Genomic DNA, 22,264 nt, shown 5'->3' on the forward strand with positions numbered 1-22,264 from the left:
TGTCCGCCCACCCGTTGGTGTCCATGTGCAGGTTCTGGCAGTCCTTGGCCAACTGGATCGCGTGGTCGCGCGAGTAGTCGGTCACGTTCGGGAAGGCCATGTGGTGCAGGATGATCTTGTTGGTCTGGTTGCCGGTGATCTGGATCGGGCTGGACGGGGGCCGGGCGCCCCAGGTGTCGCAGTCGATGATCCAGGGGAACTCGGCGGACGGCGTCGAGGGCGTGGCGCCCGCCGCCCGCGCGGCACCGGGGAAGGCCAGTTCGGTGCCGACGACCGCGGCCACCGCCCCTCCCAGACCCACCTTGAACAGGGTGCGGCGATCGACCTCGTGCTCGTGGACGGCCATGCAGTCTCCCGTGACGGACGTGCGAACGTGTCGGACATACGGACATGCGGAGGTGCGGACGGACGGCGGTGCTGACGGTGCGGGCCGTGCTGACGGTGCTGACGAACGGAGGTGCGGGGGTACGCGGCACCGGCGGCCGGTACGACCGCCGGTGGCATCCCGGAGAATATGCGGCGAACTGATGCTTCACCAGAAGCTCTTCGAGATCGTCATGACATCGGCCGCCGAATGTCCGTCAAAAGCCGGGCATGCGCGCCCTTTTCGCCCCCCGTCCGGCCGGGTCCCGTATACGGGGGCGCCGGTCCCGCCGGGCGTCCGCGGGCCCGGCCGGATCACTCCCGGCCGGACGGGGGCGAGAGCCGCGGCGGCCCGCCGGCGGTGGCGAGCGCCTCGGCGTGCAGAACGGCGGCCACGCGGCCGACGGACCGCTCCGGCCGGAGCGGAAGGCGGGCCAGGAGCAGCCGCCGCTGCTCCTGGGGGCCGCCTCGGACCGGCAGGATACGCACCCCGGGCGGCGCGACGGACGCGAGGGTGGCCGGCACCGTGGTCAACCCGCAGCCGGCGGCGACGAGATGGAGCTTGGCCAGCCAGTCGCGGGCGGTGAGGACGATCTCCGGCCGCTCGTCCAGGCCCGGCCAGACCCCCATCAGCCGGTCCTCCTCCGACGAGGAGCCGGCGATCCACCGCTGCCCGCGCAGGTCGGCGACGTCCACGTAGTCGCCGCGGGCCAGCGGGTGGGCGGCCGGCACCGCCAGGCACAGGACACGCTCGGTCAGTGTCTGCAGGGCGAGCGGGGGCGACTCCGTGTCGGGCGCCCTGAAGGGCGGCGCGGAGGCGAGCAGGGCGAGGTCGATGCTGCCGGCCCGCAGCGCGCGGGCGAGCGCGGGGGTGCCGCCCTCGCGGCCGACGACCTTCAGGTCGGGGTCGGTGCGGCGGAGCTCGGCGAGGGCCCGCGGCACCAGGACGGCGCCCGCGCTGGGCACCCATCCCAGGCGTACCGTCCCGCCCTGCCCCGGCAGGCCGGTCAGCTCGCGCGCGGTGGCCTCGATCTCGTCGAGCACGGTCACGGCGCGCCGCATGACGATGCGGCCGGCGTCGGTGAGCCGCACGCCGTCCCGCCGTCGCTCCAGCAGTTCGGCGCCCGCCGCCCGCTCGATCGCCGCGATCTGCCGGGAGACCGCGGACTGGGTGTAGCCGAGCGACGCGGCGGCAGCGGTGAAGGTGCCCTGCTCGGCCACGGCGCGCAGCACGCGCAGGGCGGTCAGCGAGACATCGGTGAAGTCCATGACGTTTACGCATAGCACCAGTGCCCAACTTTCGTTGGACTCATGGAGCCGGCCGTTCCTAGCGTGGAGCCATGGACACCTCCCGTATCGCCCTCGTCACGGGCGCCAACCAGGGACTCGGCCGGGCTCTCGTCGAAGGGCTCGCCGCCCGCCTGCACCAGGACGACCTGGTCCTGCTCACCGGCCGCAACCGGCAGCGGGTGCGGGACGCGGCGCGCGAGGTCGCGCAGGCGCCCTCGACCCGGGCCCGCGTCCAGGGCGAGGTCCTGGACGTCACGGACACCGGCGCCGTCTCCCGCCTCGCCGAGGACCTGCGGGCCCGCCACGGCGGGGTCGACGTCGTCGTCTCCAACGCGGTCGCGCGCCTGCTGCCGGGCGAGTCGCAGGCCGACCGGGCGGACGAGTTCATCGACGTCTCCAACACCGCCACCCATGCGGTCCTGCGCTCCTTCGGCCCCGTCCTGCGCCCGGGCGGCCGGCTCCTCGTCGTGGCCAGCAGCCTGGGCACCCTCGGCCACCTCGACCCGCGGCTGCACCACCTCTTCGACGGCGCGACCCTCGACCAGGTCGCGTACGCCGTCGAGTCCTGGCGCAGTGCCGTCCACCACCGGACGGCCGCGGAGGAGGGCTGGCCGCTGTGGCTGAACGTGCCGTCGAAGGTGGCCCAGGTGGCCGCCGTGCGCGCGGTCGCCGCCGAGCGCCGCGCGCGCGACCTGGCCACGGGCACCCTGGTAGCCGCCGTGTGCCCCGGCATGGTCGACACCCCCACCTCGCGCCCGTGGTTCGAGGACCACGGCCAGGCGCAGTCGCCCGCGCGGGCCGCCGCGGCCCTGCTCGACCTGATCCTCGACGAGCACGTCGACCCCGGCCTCTACGGCGAGCTGGTCCGCTTCGGCCGGGCATTGGACTGGCACTCCGGCACACCGCCGGTGGAGCAGGACCGCCTGCTCACCCCCTGACGACGCCGCGGCCGGCCGCCCCCGCACGAACCGGCACGCCCCTGACGACCCCGTACGACCCCGTAGACCCGAGGAGTTCCCCGATGAGCCGCATCACCACCCCGTTCGGATTCGGCACCACCGCGGCCGAGGCAGCGGAAGGGATCGACCTCCGCGGCCGCCGCGCCGTCGTCACCGGCGCCTCCTCCGGGCTGGGCGCGGAGACGGCCCGCGCCCTGGCCTCCACCGGCGCGGAGGTCACCCTCGCGGTACGCGACACCACGGCGGGCGAGCGCGTCGCCAAGGAGATCACCGCCGCCACCGGGAACCGGGCGGTGCACGTCGCACCCCTCGACCTGGCCGACCCCGCGTCGGTCGCCGCCTTCACCGCCTCCTGGCAGGGGCCGCTGCACGTCCTGGTCAACAACGCCGGTGTCATGGCCTGCCCCGAGCAGTACACCGCGCAGGGCTGGGAGTGGCAGTTCGCCACCAACCACCTGGGCCACTTCGCCCTGGCCACCGGACTGCACGCCGCCCTGGCCGCCGACGGGGGCGCCCGCGTGGTGGCCGTCAGCTCCACCGGGCACCAGCAGTCGCCGATCGTGTGGGACGACGTCCACTTCGCCTTCCGCCGCTACGACCCCTGGCTCGCCTACGGCCAGTCGAAGACCGCGAACGTCCTCTTCGCGGTGGAGGCGAGCCGCCGCTGGGCCGATGACGGCATCACCGCCAACGCGCTCATGCCCGGTGCCATCTACACGAATCTGCAGCGCCACACCGAGGGGCGGGGCAGCGGCCGCGTCCCCGCCGAGCTGATCAAGACCGTGGAGCAGGGCGCCGCGACCTCCGTCGTGCTGGCGACCTCGCCGCTGCTGGACGGGGTCGGGGGCCGCTACTTCGTCGACTGCGCGGAGACCGAGGTCGTCGACCGCCGCACCGGCACCCTGCACGGCGTCGCCCGCTACGCCGTCGACCCGGACGGCGCGCGCCGCCTGTGGGACCTGTCGCACGAACTGCTCGCCCGGGCACGCTGACAGCGCCCTTTCCGGCGGCGATTCGGGCACCTCCGTGATACCGGCCAGGCGCGCGAGTGACGGATGAACGTTTTAGTATGACTTGATGCGACTCGTGGCATGGTGGGCCCTGATCTCGTCGACCTGCGCCCCGGTTCTCCTGGTCGCTGGCTTCACGACGGCGACGCTCCTGGAAGAGCCCGGGTACAACCCGGTGACGCAGACGATCAGCGTGCTGGCGGCCGGCGGCCGGTCCGGGTACTGGGTGTTCACCGGCACCCTGATCGCCGTCGGCGCGTCCTACGTGGCGACGGCCTGGGGCCTGCACGCGGCGAAACCCGCCGGACGACTCTGCCTGGCCGGCGGCGGGGTGGCCGCGATCCTGCTCACGGTGTTCCCGGCCCCCCGCACCGGCGGCTCGCTGTCGCACGGCGCGGTGGTCGGCGTCGGCTTCACCTTGCTGGCCGTGTGGCCGCTCCTTGCCACCCGCCGCGGACGGCGGCGCGCCCCGTGGGGGCTGCGGTTCGTGCCGTCGGTGGTGGTGAGCGGGCTGATGTGGGTCGGCGCCGCCTGGTTCCTGGTCGAGGTGGAGATCAACGGGGCCGCGGGGGTGGCCGAGCGCGTCGTCACCTCGGGCCAGGCGCTGTGGCCGGTCGTGGTCGTGGCCTCCTGCCTCTGGCACGCCCGGCGGCTCGCCCGGCGCCGGGCCCGCCTGTCCGTGGCGGGCCTGCAGCCGTAGCCGGGTCCCGCCCGTTCATGGCGGGCGTGCGGGCCGCGGCCCCGGCGGACGGACCGGGGCCCGGCGGGCGTCAGCCGGCCTCGCCCAGCACCGCGCGCATGAAGTCGAGGTGGTGGACCACCTGGTGCTGCCCGCCGCCCTCGTGCCGGTTGTACGGCCAGACCCGGATGTCCTTCCGGCCCGCGTAGTGGTTGTACGCGGCGAAGACCGTCGAGGGCGGGCAGATCTCGTCCATCAGGCCGACCGCGAACAGGGCGGGCGCGGTCGCGCGGGCGGCGAAGTTGACCCCGTCGAAGTAGGACAGCGTATCGAACACCTGTTCCACCTGGTCCCGGTGGGTGCGCAGGTAGGTCCAGATCTCCCGGTAGGCGTTGCCCTCCACGACGGCCAGCGCCCGCCGGTAGTGGCACAGCGACGGCTGGTCGACGACCGCGGCCCGGACCCCGTCGGCCAGCGCGGCCGCGGCGAGCGCGATCCCGCCGCCCTGGCTGCCGCCGGCCACCGCGATCCGCTCCGAGTCGACCGCCGGGTGGCTGCGGGCGGCGTCCACCGCGCGCACCGCGTCGGTGAACACCCGCCGGTAGTAGTAGTCGGCCGGCTGCTGGATGCCGCGGGTGACCATGCCGGGCGAGGACGACCCGGCGCTGCCGTGCGGGTCGCCCGTGGCACCGGGCTGGAGCGAGCCGCCCTGCCCGCGGGTGTCCATCAGCAGGTGCACGTAGCCGGCGGCCGGCCAGGTCAGCCACTCGTACGGGAAGCCGCGCCCGCCGCCGTAGCCGAGGTAGCCGACCACGCAGGGCCGAGGGGTGCGTGCGGCGGCGGGCACCAGCAGCCAGCCGGCCACCGGGTCACCGCCGAAGCCGGGGAACCGGACGTCGTAGACGCGTACCTCGCTGAGCCGCGCGTCGTACGGCGTGAACTCGGCCGGCCGGTCGTGGCCGCGGGCCTCGGCGAGGGTGGCGGACCAGAACGCGTCGAAGTCCGCGGGTTCCTGACGGTCCGGCAGGTAGCGGCGCAGCTCGTCGAGCGGCAGGTCGGTCTCGGGCACGGGTCTGTCCTCCTGCGGGGCGGTGGTCGGGCGGGGAGGTCCCGGCCGGCGGGACGGCGGGTCCGGTGGCCGGGGAGCCGGGGCTAGGGGTCCAGCCGGTCGGCGCCCTCCACGACGAGACCGGGGGGCGCGGACACCTCGGCCCGGCCGTCGGCGTCGAGGCGTACCGACAGCGGGGCGCCGGCCACCCGCAGACCGCTGACCGTCAGCGGGCCGAACGCGCCCGCCGCGGCCGGGTCGACCCGCAGCCGCCCGCCGGGCACGTCGGCGGCCAGCCCGAGCGCGGCCTGGAGCAGCAGCACGCTCGCGGCGGCCGACCACGCCTGCGGCCGGCAGGCGGCGGGGTAGGGCGCGGGCGCCTCGTCGTACCCGTCGCCGTGCCCCGCGTACAGCTCCGGCAGGCGGGCCTCGAAGCCGGCCGAGGCGGCCACGACGCCCCGGGCCAGCGGGACGGCCTGCTCGGGGAAGCCGGCCCGGACCAGCCCGTGCACGGCTATCGCGGTGTCATGCGGCCAGACCGAACCGACGTGGTAGCCCAGCGGGTTGAAGCCGGCGTTGCGGCGGCTGAGGGTGCGCAGCCCGAAGCCGCTGTCGAGGTCGGGGCCGGCCAGCCGGGCGGCGAGCAGCGCGCTCTCCTCGTGGTCCAGCAGCCCGGTGCCGAGCAGGTGCCCGAACGCCGAGGTGGCGGAGTCGACCGGGCGCTTGTCCGCGTCGAGGGCGACCGCCGGGTAGCGGCCGAGCGCGTCGGAGACCCAGAAGCCCTCCCGGAAGCGGCGGCGCACCGTGGCGGCCCACTCCTCCCAGCGGTCCGCGCCGGGCCGGTCGAAGGCGCGCAGCAGCGCGGCGCCGGCGACGGCGGCCTCGTAGGCGTACGCCTGGACCTCGGACAGGGCGATGGGCGGCGCGGCGAGCCGTCCGTCGCGCCAGCGGATCGAGTCGCCGGAGTCCTTCCAGCCCTGGTTGGCCAGACCGGCGCCGGTGCTGTCGACGTACTCCAGCAGGCCGTCGCCGTCCGCGTCGCCGTGCCGGGCCAGCCACTCCAGGCCGGCCTCGGCGTGCGGCAGAAGGGCGGCGACCTGCTCGGCGGGCATGCCCCAGCGCCAGGCGTCGTGCAGCAGCACGATCCACAGCGGGGTGGCGTCCACGGTGCCGTAGTAGACCGACGGCAGCGCGCGGGCGTCGGCCAGCCGCAGCGACTCGCGGCGCACCTCGTGCAGGATCTTGCCGGGCTGCTCCTCGGTGTGCGGGTCGATGCGGGTCCCCTGGCGGCGGGCCAGGGTGCGCAGGGTGCCCGCCGCCAGTTCGGTGCCGAGCGGCAGCAGCATGCGGGCGGCCCACAGCGAGTCGCGGCCGAAGAGGGTGAGGAACCAGGGGGCGCCCGCGGCCAGGAAGGTGTCGCCGGGGTGGTCCGGGTCGGTGAGCAGCAGGCGTTCCAGGTCGCCCACCGAGCGGGCCACCAGGCGGTCCAGCCGGCGGTCGGCGCTGGCGAGCCGGGGGCGCTGCCACTGCACGCTGCCGGGGACCGGCGCCGGGAACGGGTCGGGACGCGGGTCGTGCACGGTGCACTCGATCACGGCTTCCCAGGCGGTGCCGGGGGCGAGTTCGACGCGGTAGCGCAGTTCTCCGGTCCCGGGCCGTATCGCGGGCGTCCCGGCGGGGACGACCGGCAGGGCCGGGGCGCCGGGTCCGGCGGAGGCATCGGGCTCAACAGGAGCGTCGGATCCGGCGGAGGCATCGCGTTCAACGGGGGCCGCGGCCCGATCCGCGCGGTCGTCCCGGTCCGGGCCGCCGCCGGCCGGGCGCAGCAGCACGCGCAGCCCGTCCTGGTCGCCCCATCGCAGACCGGTGGCCGCGGCATCCGCGGCGTCCGCGGCGGTGTCGGCGCCGTCAGGTGCGCCGCTGCCGCCCGGAGTGCCGGAATCGCCGCGGCCACCGGGGTCGTGGGGTTCGGGCCGCCCGGCGTGGACGGGCGCCGCAGGGCGCGGCCGCAGGTGACGGCCCGCCTTGACGTCGTCCATCCGCGCCAGGTCGGTGCCTGCGGCGACCACCATGGTGAGTGAGACGTGCAGGGCACCGGAATTCGTGATCCGCAGCGTCTCCCGCAGGCGGCCGGGCGTCAAGCGCCGGACCCGGTGCAAGGTGACCGCGGGGTCGGCGGTGAGCTCCCCCACGCCGCGCAGGACCGCGCGGTAGGCCGTCTCGTCGGCCGCCCGCAGGGTGTGCCCGACCGGCGCCAGCGGGACCGGCACGGAGCGCGGTTCCTGCCCGCCGTCGCCGGCCTCGCCGTCGCCGTGCCCGCGCGCTCCGCGGTCCGGATCCGTCTCGAACCGCACCTCCAGCCGGGACAGCGCGCGCCGGTCGCCGTGGAAGAAGCCGTCCGCCCCGCCCGCGAGATCACCACCGGCACGCGAGAGCACCAGGCTCGGCGCGTACACGGTCGTGCAGGCGTCGTGCAGGAACGGCTGGAGCCCCTCCACGGCGCCCGCGGGTGACGGGTGTTGGGGTGCGGGGTTCCCCTGGACAGCCATGTTCACGGTGCTGGGCCTCTCGTCGTGGACGACGGTTGGATCGATCAAATAGCACCATACCCCTTGCCAACCAGGCCCTACAGGGGATTTTATCGTTCCACCAAACGCAGCGCCGCGTCGGAAACGTGGTGCCGCGGGACCCGAAGGACGAGGGAGGCCGTAGGTGGCGCGTGGCAGATCCGCAGGTGGCGGCGGCAGGCCGGTGACGCTGGCCATGGTGGCGCAGCGGGCCGGGGTGTCCGCGCAGACGGTCTCCAACGCGCTCAACTCCCCCGAGTTGCTGGCCGGTGAGACCCTGGAGCGGGTCCGGCGGGCGATCGCCGACCTGGACTACCGGCCGCACCAGGCCGCCCGCTCGCTGCGCACCCGCTCCAGCCGGCTGATCGGCTACGGCGTCGCCCCGACCCCGCCGAGCATCTCCACCTCGGTGCTGGACCGCTTCCTGCACGCGCTGTCCGACTCGGCCGACCTGGCCGGCTACCGGGTGCTGCTGTTCGCCGCACCGGTCGGCGCCGACGACGAGCAGGAGCGCTACGACCAGCTGCTGCGCGACCACTCGGTGGACGCGTTCGTGCTCAGCAACACCCACCGGGGCGACCGGCGGCCGGGCTGGCTGGCCAAGCGGGAGATCCCGTTCGTGGCGTTCGGCCGCTCCTGGGCCGCCCGGGACATCGGCGACTGGGTCGACGTGGACGGCGCGCAGGGCACCGCCGACGCGGTGGACCACCTGGTGGCCGCCGGGCACCGCAAGATCGGCCTGCTCGGCTGGCCGCGCGGGTCCGGGGTCGGCGACGACCGCGCCCGCGGCTGGCGCGAGGCGATGGAGCGGCACGGGCTGCCGGTGCGCGGCCTGCGGCAGGCGGCCGAGGACGACGCGAAGGCAGCCCAACTGGCCGTGGCCCCGCTGCTGGACGGCCCCGGCGGCGTGACCGCCGTGGTCGCGGTGAGCGACACCCTCGCGCTGGGCGTCTACCGGGCGCTGCGCGAGCGCGGCCGGACCCCCGGCGCGGACGTGGCCGTGGTCGGCTTCGACGACTCGCCGGCCGCCGCGCTGCTCTCCCCGAGCCTCAGCAGCCTGCACCAGCCGCTGGAGGAGGTGGGGCGTGCCTGCACCCGGCTGCTGGTGGCGCGACTGAAGGACCCGCGGGCGGCGCCGCAACGGCTGCTGCTCGCACCGGAACTGGTGGTCCGGGAGAGCTCCGCACCGCACCCCGGATCCCTTGCCGACCCCCCACGGGACGAGCCCCCGCACTCCCGCCGGGACCCGCACACGCCGCCCCCGCCGGACCCGCCCGCGGTTCCGGACGCTCACCCGCCCACCGCCAACCGCACCGCCTCGGAGTGATGATGAACGTACGTAGAGCCGCCCCCGCCGCCCTCTGCGGCGCCCTCCTTCTCGCCGGCTGCTCGTCGGGCTTCGGCAGCGACTCCAGCAGCAAGCAGGACTCGGAAGGCAAGCAGCACCTCACCGTGATGATCGGCTCGTCCGGCGACGCCGAGACCAACGCGGTGAAGGCCGCCGCCGCGGCCTGGGCGAAGAAGACCGGCAACACCGTCACGGTCACCGCCGCGCAGAACCTCGACCAGCAGCTCGGCCAGTCGCTGGCGGGCGGCAAGCCGCCGGACGTCTTCTACGTCGGCTCCAACACCTTCGCCAACTACGCGAAGGGCAACTCGCTGTACACGTACGGCGACCAGCTCTCGTACCAGAACGACTTCTCCGACTCGCTGCGCAAGTCCTTCTCCTACAACGGGAAGTTCGTCTGCGCGCCCAAGGACACCTCGACGCTGGCCCTGGCGGTCAACACCGCCATGTGGCAGAAGGCCGGGCTGACCGCGGCCGACTACCCCACCACCTGGCCGCAGTTGGAGAAGGTCGCCAAGAAGCTCACCTCCTCCAAGGTGACCGGGCTGGTGGTGGACGCCTCCTACAACGAGCTGGGCGTCTTCATGAAGCAGGCCGGCGGCTGGATAACCGACCCCGGGCAGGCCGCGATGACCGCCGACAGCGCCGCGAACGTCAAGGCGCTGACGTTCGTGAAGAAGCTGCTCAAGGAGGGGGCGCTGAAGTACCCCAAGCAGGTCGACACCGGCTGGGGCGGCGAGGCGCTGGGCACCCAGAAGGCCGCGATGACCATCGAGGGCAACTGGCTGACCGGCGCGATGGCCTCGGACTACCCCAAGGTCGGGTACAAGGTCCTGCCGCTGCCGGTGGGTTCGGCCGGCAAGGGCACCCTGTCCTTCAGCACGTGCTGGGGCATCGCCAACAAGAGCGCCCACCACGCGGCGGACGTCTCCCTGGTGAAGGCGTTCACCGCCGTACCGCAGGAGCTCACCTTCGCCGGCGCCTACGGGGTGCTGCCCTCCCGGACCAGCGCGCTGGCGGCCTACAGCGCGAAGTACCCCGCGAACAAGGCGTTCGCCGACGGTGAGTCCTACGGGCAGGGGCCGGTGACGCTCCCCGGCTTCACCAAGGTGCTCGCGCAGTTCGACACCGACCTGGCCGGGCTGGCCACGGCCGACCCGAAGACGATCCTGTCCAGCCTCCAGAAGAACGGAACGGCCGCGCTCGGTTCGGGCGGCTGACCCCGGTCCGGGAGCGGCGTCGGACCAGCGGGCACGTGTGAAGGGAAGCACCATGCGCAAGGAGCAGCAGGGCGGCACGGCGGCCGTCGCACTGCCCGCGGTCCGCACCCGGCCGACCGGGCGTACCGGTCCGGCCGGCACCGGCCGGACCGGACCCGGCGGGCGGTCCCGGCGCGGGATCAGGGACCGGCAGGGCCGGTGGGGCTGGCTGTTCGTCAGCCCGATGGTGATCGTGCTCGGGCTGTTCCTGCTGCTGCCGATCCTGATGGCGCTGTGGGTCAGCCTGCTGCACTGGGACGGCCAGTCCGACCCGTTCACGTCGGCGGCGGACTTCGTCGGGGTGCGCAACTACACCGACCTGTTCGGCAGCAGCGGCGGCCTGACCCACCAACTCTTCATGATCTCGCTGCGCAACAACCTGTACTACGTGCTGCTGGTCGTGCCGTTGCAGACCGTGCTGGCGCTGGGCCTGGCGCTCGCGGTCAACAGCCGCCGGCTGCGCCGCAAGGGGCCGCTGCGCACCGCGTTCTTCTTCCCGTCCGTCACCAGCTCGATCGCGATCTCCACCGTCTTCCTCTTCCTGTTCCAGGGCAGCGGCGCGGTGAACGCGCTGCTGAAGTGGGTGGGCATCAGCGGGCCGAAGTGGTTCACCGACGCGCACGGCCTGGTGTGGTCGGTGCTGGGCGCGGTCGGCCTGGTCGACCCGGACAAGCCGGTGCACGCGCTGGCCGCGCACGGCGTGCTGGGGCTGTCCTGGTGGGACTGGCTGGCCGGGCCGTCGATCGCGATGTGCACCATCATCGTGCTGGCGGTGTGGACCACCTCCGGCACCTTCATGCTGATGTTCCTGGCCGCGCTGCAGGACGTGCCCGCCGAACTGGAGGAGCAGGCCACGGTCGACGGCGCGAGCCGCTGGCAGTCGCTGCGCCACGTCACGCTGCCGGCACTGCGCCCGGTGATCTTCCTGGTGGTCACCCTCGGACTGATCGGCACCTGGCAGGTCTTCGACGCGGTCTACGTGATGAGCCAGGGCGCGCCGGGCAACACCACCCTCACGCCGGCCTACCTGTCGTACACCTCCGGCTTCCAGGACAGCGACTACGGCCACGCGGCCGCGATCGCGTTCGTGCTGCTGGCGATCATCATGCTGGTGCAGCGGGTGCTGCTGCGGGAGCGCGACGGTCAACCGAGCCGGATCCGCCGGCTCCTGGGGAGGAACCGATGAGCATCGTCCGCGGCACCACGCGCGGGACCGCCGACCGGGCCGCCCGGCGGCGCCCGCGGCGCTCGGCCACCACCGCCCTCCTGCTGGGCGTGACGGTGCTGCTCGGCGTGGTGTACGTCCTGCCGTTCGTGATCCAGCTGGTGACGTCCTTCAAGACCGATCCCGACGCGGCGTCCCATCCGCTGTCGCTGCTGCCGAACCCGTTCACGCTGGACTCCTACCGGCGGCTGTTCGGGCTCGGCGGGTCCGGCGAGTCGGTGCCGTTCATGCGCTGGCTGGGCAACTCCGTGCTGGTCACCGTCTTCGTCACCGTCGGCCGGGTGTTCTTCGACTCGCTCGCCGGGTACGCCCTGGCCCGGCTGGACTTCCGCGGCCGGAACCTGCTCTTCAACGGGCTGCTGACGGTGATGTCGGTGCCCGGCGTGGTGCTGCTCATCCCGAAGTTCCTGGTCCTCAACGAGCTGGGCATGTTCGACACCTACGCGGGCATGATCGTGCCCCTGCTGGTGGACGCGGCCGGGGTGTTCGTCATGCGCCAGTTCTTCCTGTCGGTGCCCAAGGAGGTGGAGGAGGCGGCCCGGATCGACGGCGCGGGGATCTTCCGCACCTTCTGGTCGGTGGTGCTGCCGATGGCGCGCCCCGCCCTGATCACGCTCACCATCCTCTCCTTCCAGTCGTCCTGGAACGAGTTCACCCACTTCCTGGTCGCCACCCAGTCCCCGCAGTACGAGACCCTGACCACCGGCCTGGCCCGCTTCGTCTCCGGCAGCCTCAGCGCCGGCACCCAGTACCCGCTGAAACTCACCGCGGCCCTGGTCGCCACCATCCCGGTGGCGGTGCTGTTCTTCGTCTTCCAGCGCCACTTCGTGCGCGGCGCGAACTCCGGCTCCGTGAAGGGCTGAACCGGCCCGCGCCACCGGGGCCCGCGAAACCTCCCTCACCCGCATGAAGTTCGCAGACCGGTCCAAAGCCCCGTGCCGCCCCTTTTGCATACGCCGCACGTCACGGGGCAGGGGCCGGGGCAACGGGGCAACGGAGCCGCGGGTGAGGAGACAGTACGCATGGTGGAGACGACCAAGCCCACCGTCGGGTCCCCCGACGACGGTGCGGCCGGGGGGACCCGGCTGCGCCGGGACATGGGGCGGGTCAGCCTGCTGTTCGCCGGCGTGGGCTCGATCATCGGCTCGGGCTGGCTGTTCGGCGCCCTCAACGCCGCCCGGATCGCCGGGCCGGCCTCGATCTTCTCGTGGGCGATCGCCGCGGTGATGATCCTGCTGATCGGGCTCTGCTTCGCCGAACTGGGCACGATGTTCCCGGTCTCCGGCGGGGTGGTCCGCTTCCCGCACCTGTCGTTCGGCTCGTTCGCCAGCTACACCATGGGCTGGATCACCTGGGTCGCCGCCGCGACCGTCGCGCCGATCGAGGTCGAGGGCGCCCTCCAGTACGCCACCAAGTGGGCTGATTTCACCCAGCCGCACGCCAACGGCTCGCACACGCTGACCGGCCTGGGCTACCTGGTCGCCGTCCTCGGTATGGCCTTCTTCGTCACCCTGAACTACTTCGGCATCCGCTGGTTCGCCCGGGTGAACAACGTCCTGGTGTGGTGGAAGCTCGCGATCATCCTCACCGTGGTGCTGGCGTTCCTGTTCACCGCCTTCCACGGCCACAACTTCAGCGCCAAGGAGTACGGCGGGTTCGCCCCCGGCGGCGCGAAGGGCGTGTTCACGGCGATCTCCACGGCCGGGATCACCTTCTCCTTCCTGGGCTTCCGGCAGGCGGTCGAACTCGCCGGCGAGACCGACGACCCCAAGCGCAACGTGCCGTTCGCGATCATCGGCTCGGTGCTGCTCACCGGCGCGATCTACGTCGCGCTGGAAGTCGCCTTCCTCGCCGCCGTCCCCGGCCACGACCTCAGGTCCTCCGGCGGCTGGCTCTCGCTGCAGTTCGCCAACGACTTCGGCCCGCTCGCCGCCATCGCCGGCGCGATCGGCCTGGGCTGGCTCGCCTACCTGCTCTACGTCGACGCCGTGATCTCCCCCGCCGACACCGGCCTGATCTACACCACCGTCACCGCCCGCATCTCCTACGCGATGGCCCGCAACGGCAACGCGCCCAAGCAGCTGTCCGCCACCACCTCGCGCGGCGCCCCGCTGGTCAGCCTGATCGTCACCTTCGTCCTCGGGCTGATCGTCTTCCTGCCCTTCCCGAGCTGGCAGCAGCTCGTCGGCTTCATCACCTCCGCCACGGTGCTGTCGTTCGGCTCCGGGCCGCTGGTGCTGGCCGCGCTGCGCCGCCAGGTGCCCGAGCAGGAGCGGCCGTTCCGGGTGCCGGGCGGCGACGTGATCCCCTTCCTCGGCCTGTACTCCGCGAACCTGATCGTCTACTGGGCCGGCTGGAACACCAACTGGAAGCTGTTCGCGACCATCGGCATCGGCTTCGTGCTGCTCGCCGTCTTCGAGGCGACCAGCCGGGAGACCCCCGACCTGGAGTGGCGCGCGGGTGCGACCTGGGTGATGCCGTGGCTGATCGGCCTCGCGCTCGTCAGCTGGGCCGGCGACTACGACGGCGGGCGCGGCTGGATCGGCCTGGGCTGGGGCTTCGTGGTCAACCTCGCCCTCGCCGCGATCGTCTACCTGCTGGCGCTGCGGGTACGGCTGCCCGAGCCGACCGTCCGCGCGCACATCGCGCATGCCGTCGAGGAGGCCGAGGCGGAGCAGGCGGAACTCGGCGCGACCCCCTGACCCGGCCCCGCCGGCCCGGACCCGTACGCGGTCCGGGCCGGGCCGGCGGGCTCAGCGCCCTCCCGCGAACACCCCGCCGGGAAAAGCCCCGTGCGCGATCGCGGTACGGCTCAGCCGGCCGCCGATCCCGGTGAGCCGGGCCGTCGCGTCCTCGCCGAGGTGCCGGTAGGGATCGGCGGCCAGCCGGTCGGTCATCTGCTCGAGGTCGCGCCGCAGTTCGGTGCCCGCGGCGGTGAGGGCGCCGCCGGCGTCGAGCAGGCCGCGCTCGCGCAGCCGGTCGCAGGCGGCGGACCACTCCTCGCGGCTCCAGCCGCGGCTGGCCCGGGCGAACTCCGGGACGAAGCCCTTTCCGGTCGCCGTGTGGGTGACCAGCGACTCGATCCCGTCCAGCCCGTGCGCCGCCAGCGCCGCGATGTGGCCGTCGCCGCGGTGCTCGCGCAGCAGCGTGGCCGCGTGCCAGAGCGCGAGGTGCGGCTGCGGCGGGACAGCCAGGTCGGCGTGCGCGGCGTAGAGCGGCCGCCCGGCGGACGTGCACGCCTCGGTCGCGGTCGCCGCCAGCGCGGCGGCCTCGGCGACCTCCGGGTCCTGCGCGATGTCCGCGCCGAGCAGCCGCTCCAGCGCGGCGCCGGCGGCACGCCACCGCGCGGCGACGACGGCCGCGGGGGCGGCGGCCTGCCAGGCGCGGGGCAGATGGCGGGCGATGAGGGCCGGGCTGAAGTTGTAGAAGGTGGCCGTGACCGCGCCGGCGCCCACCGCCCCCATCGCCGCGGCGCGCCCCGCGAAGTAGCCCATGCCGCCGGGCCCCATGCCGCCCGACCCCATCCCCCCGGACTCCATGCCGCCGGGCTCCAGGCCGATCGCGGTGAACTCCCGCTCGGTCTCCGGGACGAAGTAGATCAGCGAGTGCAGCGGATTGAGCGCGCCGTTGCAGTGCCGGGCCGCCGTGAGCATCATGCGGCCCATCCTCGACCACGGCGCGGCGAAATACTACCGGCGGGTACAGGGGCCTTCGGGAAGCTTTCACAACCTATCGGTTGTACAAGCCAGAGGTTGTGGATAGGCTGGCGGACATGACGGCGGTCGATGTCGAAGACGAGTTGACCCTGGTGTTCTCGGCCCTGGCCGACCCCACCAGGAGGGCGATACTGGCCCGCCTCGCCCGTGGCGACGCCACGGCCGGCGAGCTGGCGGAACCGTTCGCGATCTCCCAGCAGGCGGTCTCGAAGCACCTGAAGGTGCTGGAGGGCGCGCGGCTGATCTCGCGCACCCGGACCGCGCAGGCGCGGCCGTGCGCGCTGGACCCGGTCCGCCTGGACACGGCGGCCGGCTGGATCGCGCGGCACCGGCAGGTCTGGGCCGACCGGCACGACCGCCTGGAAGAGCATCTGGCCGCGCTGCGGGCCGAACAGCAGGGCGACGCCGGCAACGACGAGGAGGCGGCAACGCCATGACCACCAGCACGGACGAGTTCACCTACCGGCGCGTGCACCGGGGCAGCCCCGGGCTGCTCTTCGCCTGCATGACCACGCCCGAGCACCTGGCCCGCTTCTGGGGCCCGGCCGGCACCACCACGCCGATCGACGGCATCGTGGTCGACCTGCGGCCGGGCGGCGCCTTCGAGACCACCATGGTCGGCGGCGACGGCAGCACCCACACGATGCGCGCGGTGTACGCCGAAGTCACCCCGCCCGACCGGCTGGTGTGGATCGAGGCGGGCGTCGAGGGCGGCATGCGCACCACCGTCACCTTCACCGACCTCGGCGACGGCCGCACCGAGGTGGTCACCCACCAGACCAACGTGCCCGCCGCCTACCGCAGCGCCCAGGCGCAGGCCGGCTTCGCCACCAGCCTGGACCGCCTCGACGCCTACGCCGCCGAACTGGCCGCCGCGGGCACGGACCAGGACGCCGGCCCGGAGCAACCCCCGCTCACGTGACGGGTATTGCCGCGTGCCGCCGCTCCGGCCCGGCACGCCGCACCGGGCCCCGCCCGCCGGCGTTACGGGTCAGGACCCCGCGACGAGCACCGCCACCGCGTCGGTGACCACCCGGCGCCGGCGGGCCGTGTCGTTCCCGGCCAGGCGGGTGTCGAACTCGGGGGTGTTGGCACTCCAGAAACCGGACAGGTGCAGCACCAGGCCGAGGAGTTCCTCGGCGGAGAACCGGGTCGGCAGCAGGCCGTCGCGCTGCGCCCCCGCGACCGCCTTGATCTTCGCCGCGTTGCTCTCCATGACCACGGGGATCAGGCTGCCGGTGCCGGCCCGCTCCAGCCGGTACCAGGTCGCGAGCCGCTGCACCCACGGCCGGGCCTCGTAGGAGTCGAAGAGCCGGCCCGCGTACTCGGGCAGATCGGCCGGGTCGATCGGCACGGCGTCGACGGTCTCACGGCACATCGCGTCGAAGACCGCGTCGAACAGGCCGTCCTTGCTGCCGAAGTAGTGGTAGATCTGCGCCTTGTTGCTCTTGGCCGCGGCGGCGATCCGGTCCACCCGGGCGCCCGCGATGCCGTATGCCGCGAACTCCTCCGTCGCCGCGCGCAGCAGCCGGCGGCGGGTGGCCTCCGCATCCCTGTTCATGACGTCCAGGGTATCGACTAACCGGATAGTTGACAAAGGGCGGGGGAAGGTGTCTCCTGGAATTGCTAATCAACCGGTTAGTCAGGAGAGATTTCCCGATCGGAGTGTGCGCCATGCCGTCCACGTCATCCGCTTCTTCCCCCTCGTCCTCCGTCTTCCTGGTCAGCGGCGCCTCGCGCGGGCTGGGCCGCGAGATCGTGCGGGCCGCGGCCGAGGCCGGGCACCGCGTGGTGGCCGGGGTGCGCTCGCCGAAGTCCCTGGAGGATCTCGCCGAGCGGTACGGCGACCGGCTCGTCGTCGTCCCGCTGGACGTGACCGACGACGAGCAGGTCCAGGGGGCCGTCCGCACCGCCGTCGACCGCTTCGGCCGGCTCGACGTGCTGGTCAACAACGCCGGGTATGCCAACGTCGGCTCCGTGGAGGACGTCGACTTCGACGACTTCCGCACGCAGGTCGACACCAACTTCTACGGCGTGGTCCGGCTCACCCGGGCCGCGGTCCCGGTGATGCGCGAGCAGGGGGCCGGGCACATCATCCAGGTCTCCTCGGTCGGCGGCCGGCTGGCCACCCCGGGGCTGTCGGCCTACCAGTCCTCCAAGTGGGCGGTCGGCGGGTTCTCCTCGGTGCTCAACGCGGAGGTCGCTCCGCTCGGTATCAAGGTCACCGTGCTCGAACCCGGGGGGATGTCCACGGAGTGGGCCGGCTCCTCGATGCGGGTGGACCCGATCCGGCCGGAGTACCAGCAGACCGTCGGCGCGTCGGCGGGCATGCACACCAGCGGGTCCGTCACGGCCGCGAGCGATCCGGCGAAGGTCGCCCGGCTCGTACTCGATGTCGTCGCCCTGCCCGAGCCGCCGCTGAGGTTGCTCGTCGGCGCGGATGCGTTTCGCTACGCGACCGCCGCGGGGAGGGCGCTGCTCGCGTCCGACGAGGAGCACCGTGCGCTCAGCGAGTCCACGACGGCCGACGGCGCGACCGCGGAGCACCTCAACCCCTTGGGTCACTAGCCCTCCGGGCTGCCCCGTCCTGTGAGTTGCGGGACCTCACGGTCCACGGTGGTTTGCCGCGCAGTTCCCCGCGCCCCCGGTTTTGTGCAGGTCCCTCCGCGAAAAGAGGGTCACCACCTAGGGACGCGGGGAACGGCTCCCCCAGAGCTTCGCCTGGGAGGTACCCCCCACTAGCCCACCACCGACAGGTGGTCCCTCAACCGGCAGAACGGGGCAGCCGGGTGGGTCAGGGCCGGCCCGACCGGTAGGTCAGTGCCGCTGCGGCGATCGCGAGGGGCCACAGGAGATAGACCCCCGCGGTGGCGAGCAACGCCGCGACGGCGACCAGCGCGCACACCGCGGCAACCCTCCCCTTGGACCCGCGAGGAAGAAGCCGGACCGCCGCGCCCACCCCGACCGCGTACACCGCGACGAACGACCCGGTCGTGAGCAGGACCAGCGGCTGGGTGCCGACACCCGCGAGGGTGGTGGTGAGGAGGGAGACGAACCCGAGCCCGGACACGACCGCGAGGCTCCGCCGCGGCGTCCGCCCGGGCGCGCTGCCGGCGGCGAGCCACCCGGGAAGGGCGCCGTCGCGGCCGAGCGCGGCCCCGAGGTTCGCCGCGCCGGCGTAGTACGCGTTCATCGTGCCCGCCGTGAGCAGGACCGCCGCGACCGCGGCCAGTACGCGCGCCCCACCCCCGAGTCCGCGGGCCATCAGATCGCCGAGCGGTGCGCCGGAGTCCGCGGCGGACGGACCGAGCACGGTGACGACGGCGTACGCGACCAGCAGGTAGAGCACGCCGACCACGACCACGGCGACGCCCGCCGCGCGCGGCAGGTCCCGGGACGGCCGGCGGAACTCCCCGGCCAGGTGCGTGATCGCCTCCCACCCCGCGAAGCTCCACACCAGCAGCCCGGCCGCGGAGCCGATCGAGGTCCAGCCGTGCGGGGCGAACGGGTGCAGGTTGGCGGTGTGCGCGTGCGGCAGCGACAGCCCGACCGCGACCAGCAGCAGGGCGACCAGCAGCCCGGCCAGCCCGAACTGCAGCCGCCCGGTGGCGCGCAGCCCGGCCGCGTTGGCCACGGTGACCAGCACCATCAGCCCGGCGGCCGTCACGGTCGTGGTGGTCGCCCCGCCGCCGACCGCCGCGGCGACGTACGCCCCGCCGAAGTGGGCGGCCGCCGCCGCGCCCGTGGGGACCGCGAGGTAGAAGCACCAGCCGACCACCGCCGACGCGCGCGGGCCGAACGCCCGCATGGCGTAGGTCGCGACGCCTCCCGCGTCGGGGTAGCGCGCGCCGAGCGCGGCGAAGGTCGCGGCCAGCGGCACCGAGACCACCACCAGGGCGAGCCACGCCAGCAGCGAGGCCGGTCCCGCGGCCTTGGCCGCGAGCGCCGGGAGGGCGATCACGCCGGTGCCGAGCACCGCTCCGACGTACATCGCGGTGCCCTGCGGGACCGTGAGGCCGCCGGCCGCGCGGCCCGCCCCGTCGCCACCGGTGCCCGCACCGGCCCGCGGACCGGCTCCGCCGCCCGCCCCGACTCCCGTACCCTGCACCGCCGGTCCGGCGGCGCCGACGCCCTGCCCGTTCACGCTCACCGGACCAGCGTCGCCCGATCGCCGTGCCGCCACCAGCGTCAGTTTTGCCAGGGTGCGCTAAATTTCCGACATGCGCCCGCACATCGTCGCGCTCGCCGTCACCGATGCCACGCCCACCTTCGAACTGGCCGTGCCCTGCGAGGTGTTCGGCATCGACCGGTCCGATCTCGCCGACCCCTGGTACCAGGTGCGGCTGTGCGGCGAGAGCGGCCCTGACGGCGGCCCACGCACTCCCGCCGGGCTGGCGATCCCCACGCCGTACGGCTTCGACGCGCTGCCCGCCGCGGACACCGTGATCGTCGCGGCCTGCGCCCGGCCGGTCCAACTCGCGCCGCCGGCGGCCCTTCTGGCGGCGGTGCGGGCCGCGCACGACCGCGGCCGGCGCATCGTGTCGATCTGCACCGGCGCGTACGTCCTGGCCGCCGCGGGCCTGCTCGACGGCCGCAGGGCGACCACGCACTGGATGAACGCGGTGGACTTCGCGCACCGTTTCCCGGCGGTCGACTTCACGCCGTCGCCGCTCTACACGGACGACGGGGACATCCTCACCTCGGCGGGCACCGGCGCGGCCGTCGACATGTGCCTGCACCTGGTCCGCCGCGACCACGGCGCGGCGGTCGCCAACGAGGTGGCCCGCCGGATGGTGGTGCCCCCGCACCGCGAGGGCGGGCAGTCGCAGTACACCCGGCCGGTCCCCCGGGCGGTGCACGGCGACGAGTTCGCGGCGGTGCTCCAGTGGGCGCAGGAGCGGCTGCACGAGCCGCTGACGGTGCCGGAGCTCGCCCGCCGGGCGGGCCTGGGCGAGCGGACGTTCGCCCGGCGGTTCCGGGAGCGGCTCGGCACCACGCCGTTGCAGTGGCTGCTCCAGCAACGGGTGCGGCTGGCCCAGGAGTTGCTGGAGACCACCGACGAACCGGTGGAACGCGTCGCGCACGCCGCCGGGTTCGGCTCCGCCGCGAACCTGCGGCACCACTTCGCCCGGGTCACCACCATCTCCCCGCAGACCTACCGGCACGTCTTCCGCCGGCGCGCGGCCGCGCAGCTTTCGCCGCGCACGTCTTGACCGCTGTCGGCGGCTGCCGGTGAAGTGGCGGGGTACTGCCGGGATCTTCGTCAGGAGGCGGCGTGTCGACGGAACAACCGCGCGTTTCAGGTCTGGAAGTCCGTTCCATCGACTACGTCCCGTTGCGCGAGCGGCACGGGAAGCTCTGGCACCTGGGCCCGCTGTGGTTCATGTCCAACGCGCAGATAGCCACCCTCGCCGTCGGCCTGATCAGCATCACCAGCGGCGGCAACCTGATCTGGTCGCTGATCTCCATCGTGCTGGGCACCGCGCTCGGCACGTTCTTCATGGCGTTCCACTCCGCGCAGGGACCGCAGCTGGGCCTGCCCCAGATGATCCAGTCCCGGCCCCAGTTCGGCTACGTCGGCGCACTGCTGGTCTGGCTGTTCGCCTACGTGCAGTACGCCGGGTTCAACGTGTTCAACACGATCCTGGCGGGCCAGGCGATGAGCCGTACCGCGCACGGCGGTGTGAAGTGGTGGGTGGCCGGCGTGACCGTCCTGGCGCTGGTCGTCGCGCTGGTCGGGTACGACGTCATCCACCGCGCCGAGCAGGTCCTCACCTACGTGTTCCTGGCGGTCTTCGGCGTGTTCACCGTCGGGGTGCTGGTGACGCTGCACTACCCGGCCGGGTCGTTCGACCTCGGCGGCTTCAAGTGGACGCCGTTCCTGGCGCAGTTCGGGGTGGTCGCGGGTTACCAGATCAGCTGGGCGATCTACGTGTCGGACTACTCCCGCTACCTGCCGCCGGGTGTCACCGTCCGGAGGACCTTCTACTGGACGTACTTCGGCTCCGCGCTCGGCGGGGCGTGGCTGATGGTGCTGGGCTCGCTGCTCGCCGCGTGGGCGGGCAAGGACTTCGACACCATCGCGTCGATCGACGCGGCCGGCGACAAGGTCTTCGACGGCTTCGGCGCGGTGGTGCTGATCTTCTCGGCGCTGGGCCTGGTCTCGGTCACCGCGCTGAACATGTACGGCGGGTCGCTGACGCTGATCAGCGCGGCCGACTCGATCCGCAAGATCCGCCCGACGGTGAGCGCGCGCCTGCTGACCCTCGCGCTCACCGCGGTCCTGTCGCTGGCCGGCGCGCTCGCGGCGACCTCGCACTTCCTGGAGAACTTCAACAACTTCCTGCTGCTGGTGCTCTACCTGTTCATCCCCTGGACCGCGGTGAACCTGATGGACTACTACGTGGTGCGGCGCGGGCACTACGCCATCGCGGAGATCTTCAAGCCGCACGGCATCTACGGCCGCTGGGGCTGGCGCGGCATCACCGCGTACCTGGTGGGCTTCGGCGCGATGGTGCCCTTCTTCTCGGTGGGCACGCTGTTCACCGGCCCGGCCGCGAAGGCGCTGGACGGCGCGGACATCTCGCTGTTCATCGGCCTGCCGGTGTCCGGGCTGCTCTACTGGTGGCTGGCCCGCACCATCGACGTGGCCGCGGAGACCGAGCTGGCCGAGGCCGAGGCCGCGTCGCTGGAGCCGGCCGAGACGGGGTGAGCGTGGAGACGGGCACGGGACCGGACACGGAAGCGGGCGGAGCAACGGGCGCGGGCGCGGGAACGGACGCCGACGCGCGCGCGGCGGA

19 protein-coding genes and 1 pseudogene are annotated in these 22,264 nt (G+C 73.7%); 13 read left to right on the forward strand and 7 right to left on the reverse strand.

Going from position 1 to position 22,264, the window contains the following annotated elements:
* A pseudogene (locus tag C4U44_RS12605) lies at positions 1 to 346 on the reverse strand (peptidoglycan recognition protein family protein); the annotation flags it as partial.
* 332 nt (positions 347 to 678) lie between these two features.
* Positions 679 to 1,632, reverse strand: coding sequence for a LysR family transcriptional regulator (locus C4U44_RS12610; RefSeq protein ID WP_103885850.1), 954 nt, complete (start codon positions 1,630 to 1,632; stop codon positions 679 to 681).
* A gap of 71 nt (positions 1,633 to 1,703) precedes the next feature.
* Between C4U44_RS12610 and C4U44_RS12615 the strand changes: the two genes are divergently transcribed.
* The 3 genes from C4U44_RS12615 (at position 1,704) to C4U44_RS12625 (ending at position 4,322) form a co-directional block, all read left to right on the forward strand.
* Entirely contained in the window at positions 1,704 to 2,591 is an 888-nt protein-coding gene (locus C4U44_RS12615; RefSeq protein WP_103885851.1) for an SDR family NAD(P)-dependent oxidoreductase, read from the forward strand.
* A gap of 83 nt (positions 2,592 to 2,674) precedes the next feature.
* Positions 2,675 to 3,604: an SDR family NAD(P)-dependent oxidoreductase gene (locus C4U44_RS12620; protein ID WP_103885852.1), complete on the forward strand. Its 930-nt coding sequence runs from the start codon at positions 2,675 to 2,677 to the stop codon at positions 3,602 to 3,604.
* A gap of 85 nt (positions 3,605 to 3,689) precedes the next feature.
* Positions 3,690 to 4,322, forward strand: a complete 633-nt coding sequence (locus C4U44_RS12625) for a DUF998 domain-containing protein (protein WP_103885853.1) — start codon at positions 3,690 to 3,692, stop codon at positions 4,320 to 4,322.
* Between the two features lie 70 nt (positions 4,323 to 4,392).
* Here C4U44_RS12625 and C4U44_RS12630 read toward each other — a convergent pair whose 3' ends face one another.
* Positions 4,393 to 5,370: an acetylxylan esterase gene (locus C4U44_RS12630; protein WP_103885854.1), complete on the reverse strand. Its 978-nt coding sequence runs from the start codon at positions 5,368 to 5,370 to the stop codon at positions 4,393 to 4,395.
* An 83-nt stretch (positions 5,371 to 5,453) separates the two neighbouring features.
* Positions 5,454 to 7,898 (reverse strand): glycogen debranching N-terminal domain-containing protein, encoded by a 2,445-nt coding sequence (locus C4U44_RS12635; RefSeq protein WP_235032080.1) that lies wholly within the window; start codon positions 7,896 to 7,898, stop codon positions 5,454 to 5,456.
* Between the two features lie 163 nt (positions 7,899 to 8,061).
* On the opposite strand from C4U44_RS12635, the gene C4U44_RS12640 reads away from it, so the two are divergent.
* From C4U44_RS12640 to C4U44_RS12660, 5 genes are all read left to right on the forward strand, one after another.
* Positions 8,062 to 9,243 carry a LacI family DNA-binding transcriptional regulator gene (locus C4U44_RS12640; RefSeq protein WP_322973603.1) on the forward strand — a complete coding sequence of 394 codons (1,182 nt, stop codon included), beginning with the start codon at positions 8,062 to 8,064 and terminating at the stop codon, positions 9,241 to 9,243.
* 2 nt (positions 9,244 to 9,245) lie between these two features.
* Positions 9,246 to 10,484 (forward strand): type 2 periplasmic-binding domain-containing protein, encoded by a 1,239-nt coding sequence (locus tag C4U44_RS12645; RefSeq protein WP_103885857.1) that lies wholly within the window; start codon positions 9,246 to 9,248, stop codon positions 10,482 to 10,484.
* 52 nt (positions 10,485 to 10,536) lie between these two features.
* On the forward strand, positions 10,537 to 11,709 hold the full coding sequence (locus C4U44_RS12650) for a carbohydrate ABC transporter permease (protein ID WP_235032032.1): 1,173 nt from the start codon (positions 10,537 to 10,539) through the stop codon (positions 11,707 to 11,709).
* On the forward strand, positions 11,706 to 12,611 hold the full coding sequence (locus C4U44_RS12655; RefSeq protein WP_103885858.1) for a carbohydrate ABC transporter permease: 906 nt from the start codon (positions 11,706 to 11,708) through the stop codon (positions 12,609 to 12,611). Before C4U44_RS12650 ends, C4U44_RS12655 begins: the two co-directional genes overlap by 4 nt.
* 159 nt (positions 12,612 to 12,770) lie before the next feature.
* Positions 12,771 to 14,450 carry an APC family permease gene (locus C4U44_RS12660; RefSeq protein WP_235032033.1) on the forward strand — a complete coding sequence of 560 codons (1,680 nt, stop codon included), beginning with the start codon at positions 12,771 to 12,773 and terminating at the stop codon, positions 14,448 to 14,450.
* Positions 14,451 to 14,501: 51 nt separating this feature from the next.
* Here the strand turns inward: C4U44_RS12660 and C4U44_RS12665 are convergent, their stop codons facing one another.
* Positions 14,502 to 15,413: an SCO6745 family protein gene (locus C4U44_RS12665; RefSeq protein ID WP_103885859.1), complete on the reverse strand. Its 912-nt coding sequence runs from the start codon at positions 15,411 to 15,413 to the stop codon at positions 14,502 to 14,504.
* A gap of 107 nt (positions 15,414 to 15,520) precedes the next feature.
* On the opposite strand from C4U44_RS12665, the gene C4U44_RS12670 reads away from it, so the two are divergent.
* A complete protein-coding gene (locus C4U44_RS12670; protein WP_103885860.1) occupies positions 15,521 to 15,901 on the forward strand; it encodes an ArsR/SmtB family transcription factor in 381 nt (126 codons plus the stop codon).
* Positions 15,898 to 16,386 (forward strand): SRPBCC family protein, encoded by a 489-nt coding sequence (locus C4U44_RS12675; protein ID WP_103885861.1) that lies wholly within the window; start codon positions 15,898 to 15,900, stop codon positions 16,384 to 16,386. Before C4U44_RS12670 ends, C4U44_RS12675 begins: the two co-directional genes overlap by 4 nt.
* Positions 16,387 to 16,455: 69 nt before the next feature.
* On the opposite strand, the gene C4U44_RS12680 is transcribed toward C4U44_RS12675, so the two are convergent.
* The gene (locus tag C4U44_RS12680) at positions 16,456 to 17,025 is read right to left on the reverse strand and encodes a TetR/AcrR family transcriptional regulator (RefSeq protein ID WP_103885862.1); all 570 of its coding nucleotides are present in this window, start codon (positions 17,023 to 17,025) and stop codon (positions 16,456 to 16,458) included.
* Between the two features lie 113 nt (positions 17,026 to 17,138).
* Here C4U44_RS12680 and C4U44_RS12685 point away from each other — a divergent pair, with 113 nt between their 5' ends.
* A complete protein-coding gene (locus tag C4U44_RS12685) occupies positions 17,139 to 18,032 on the forward strand; it encodes an SDR family NAD(P)-dependent oxidoreductase (RefSeq protein ID WP_103885863.1) in 894 nt (297 codons plus the stop codon).
* Positions 18,033 to 18,258: 226 nt separating this feature from the next.
* Here the strand turns inward: C4U44_RS12685 and C4U44_RS12690 are convergent, their stop codons facing one another.
* A complete protein-coding gene (locus tag C4U44_RS12690; RefSeq protein ID WP_103885864.1) occupies positions 18,259 to 19,665 on the reverse strand; it encodes an APC family permease in 1,407 nt (468 codons plus the stop codon).
* A 19-nt stretch (positions 19,666 to 19,684) separates the two neighbouring features.
* Between C4U44_RS12690 and C4U44_RS12695 the strand changes: the two genes are divergently transcribed.
* Together C4U44_RS12695 and C4U44_RS12700 are read left to right on the forward strand one after the other, a co-directional pair.
* On the forward strand, positions 19,685 to 20,677 hold the full coding sequence (locus tag C4U44_RS12695) for a GlxA family transcriptional regulator (RefSeq protein WP_103885865.1): 993 nt from the start codon (positions 19,685 to 19,687) through the stop codon (positions 20,675 to 20,677).
* A gap of 62 nt (positions 20,678 to 20,739) precedes the next feature.
* The gene (locus C4U44_RS12700) at positions 20,740 to 22,176 is read left to right on the forward strand and encodes a purine-cytosine permease family protein (RefSeq protein ID WP_103885866.1); all 1,437 of its coding nucleotides are present in this window, start codon (positions 20,740 to 20,742) and stop codon (positions 22,174 to 22,176) included.
* Positions 22,177 to 22,264 lie beyond the last annotated feature (88 nt).

Origin of the sequence: Actinacidiphila yanglinensis (assembly GCF_900107965.1) — a bacterium.
Lineage (GTDB): Bacteria > Actinomycetota > Actinomycetes > Streptomycetales > Streptomycetaceae > Actinacidiphila > Actinacidiphila yanglinensis.